At 66.9% G+C, this 1,373-nt stretch carries 1 protein-coding gene; it reads right to left on the bottom strand.

The window, feature by feature from the left end; translation table 11 throughout:
- Positions 1-1,373, bottom strand: a 1,373-nt coding sequence (locus J3S89_RS14930) for a DEAD/DEAH box helicase family protein (RefSeq protein WP_217928482.1), incomplete at both ends; no start/stop codon positions are given.

The following is a 1,373-nucleotide window of genomic DNA, read 5'->3' as shown; positions in this document are numbered from 1 at the left end:
TCGGGCACGTTGACGAAGCTCGCGAACCGGCTCACCGGCTTGTATCGGCCGGAGGGCTGGAGTTCGAGTTCGGTGGTGGTGTCACCGAAGGTCGAGGCCCAGGCGTCGAACTCGTGGAGACCCCGTGCCGTCAACGCCTCGTGGTCCATCAGCCGCTGCACCGAGAACATCTCGCCGAGGGTGTTGGTGATCGGCGTGCCGGAGGCGAGGATCAGAGCCCGGCCGGGGTTCTTCGTCTCGATGAAGCGCGACTTCACCCAGAGATCCCAGGCGCGCTGCGAGCCGTTCGGATCGACGCCCTTCAGCGTCGACATGTTGGTGGCGAAGGAGAGCTTCCGGAACTCCTGCGCCTCGTCGACGATGATCTGGTCGACGCCGATCTCCGAGATCGTGAGGAGGTCGTCCTTGCGGGTCGAGAGCGCCTCGAGCCGTTCCTTCAACCCCTCCTTCAACCGCTCGAGCCGCTTGCGCGAGACGCGATCCTCGCCATCGACCTTCGTGACGAGGTCCTCGTAGAGTTCAAGCTCGTCCTGGATCATCTGCTGCTCGAACGCCGAGGGCACGCCGATGAAGCGGAAGGCCGAATGCGTGATGAGGATCGCGTCCCAGGTCGCGGTCGCCGCCCGGGCGAGGAACCGCTGCCGTTTCTCCTTCACGAAGTTGGTCTCGTCGGCGACGAGGATGCGGGCGTTCGGATAGAGCGCCAGAAACTCGCGCGCGGCCTGCGCCAGGCAATGGCCGGGGACGACCAGCATCGCCTTGGCGATCAAGCCGAGACGCCGCTGCTCCATGACCGCGGCGGCCATCGTCATGGTCTTGCCGGCACCGACGGCATGGGCGAGGTAGGTCGAACCGGCGGCGACGATCCGCCAGATGCCGCGCTTCTGGTGGGGATAGAGCGCGAAGGCGCCAGAGGCCCCCGGCAACTTCAGATGCGATCCGTCGAAGCGGCGCGGAGCGATGTCGTTGAAGCGGTCGTTGTAGATCCGGGCCAGGCGATCGGTGCGATCGGGATCGGTCCAGACCCAAGTCTGGAACGCGGCCTTGATCTTGGCGAGCTTCTCCTTGGCCGCTTCGGTGTCGACGACATTGAGGATGCGGCGCTCCCTGCCGTCCTCCTCGACCGTGTCGAAGATCTGCGGCACGCGGGAGTTCAACGCATCGGCGAGAAGCTCGCCGGCATGGCGGCGCTCGGTGCCCCACTCCGACGTGCCGGCCGCCATCCAGCCGAGCTGGCGCGCCTCCACCGTCCACAAGGCCAGTTCCGGCATGTGGTGGATGCGGATGGCGGCGCCCATCGTCTCGTGCACGAAGGCGACGACGTCGGAAGCCGGGATCCACGGCGCGCCGAGGCGGGCGGTGATCTCGGAGGG

It is taken from the genome of Pinisolibacter aquiterrae (assembly GCF_019160155.1).
Lineage (GTDB): Bacteria > Pseudomonadota > Alphaproteobacteria > Rhizobiales > Ancalomicrobiaceae > Pinisolibacter > Pinisolibacter aquiterrae.
The sequence above is the reverse complement of the archived record's forward strand: the minus strand, read 5'-3'. Positions and strand labels throughout refer to the sequence as shown.